This is a genomic window from Arthrobacter sp. PsM3, from assembly GCF_030433895.1.
Taxonomy (GTDB): domain Bacteria; phylum Actinomycetota; class Actinomycetes; order Actinomycetales; family Micrococcaceae; genus Arthrobacter.
The window spans coordinates 1-517 of the sequence record NZ_JARUXE010000124.1; the positions used below are offsets into that span (position 1 = coordinate 1).

The 517-nt window shown below is 65.2% G+C and carries 1 protein-coding gene and 1 pseudogene; both read right to left on the reverse strand.

Going from position 1 to position 517, the window contains the following annotated elements; translation table 11 throughout:
• Positions 1-137 (reverse strand): annotated as a pseudogene (locus QCD75_RS21885) (IclR family transcriptional regulator); the annotation flags it as partial.
• Positions 138-250: 113 nt separating this feature from the next.
• The coding region (locus QCD75_RS21890) for a M24 family metallopeptidase (protein ID WP_367400691.1) at positions 251-517 on the reverse strand (267 nt) is incomplete at its 5' end.

The window sequence follows — 517 nt, forward strand, 5'->3', positions numbered from 1 at the left end:
CGGTTGGCGATCTCGGTGACTCCGAGCAGTGGTTCGTCGGCGGTGAACGTCCGCAGTACGGCGATGGCGTTGACGATGACGGAGGTGCCCTTGGTGTCGCCGCTTCCGGTGGTTTCGGGAGTTTCTGCTGGTGTCATGGTGTCCACCATCATTCCGTATTAAGGGCCGGAAGCGGCGCCACGGTGGATGTGGCGCCGCTTCTTGCGGGGTCAGGAGGGTCGGGGGATGGTCAGGGGCGGTCAGCGGGCGGTTAGGCGCCCACGATGTTGTATTCGGGGCCGAAGGGGAACTTGGTGATGTTCTCGGCACCGTCCTCGCCGACCACCAGGATGTCGTGTTCGCGGTATCCGCCGGCGCCGGGTTGGCCGTCCAGGACGGTGATCATCGGTTCCATGGAGACCACCATGCCCGGTTCCAGCACGGTGTCGATGTCCTCGCGGAGTTCCAGTCCGGCTTCGCGGCCGTAGTAGTGGCTGAGGACGCCGAAGGAGTGCCCGTAGCCGAAGGTCCGGTTGGC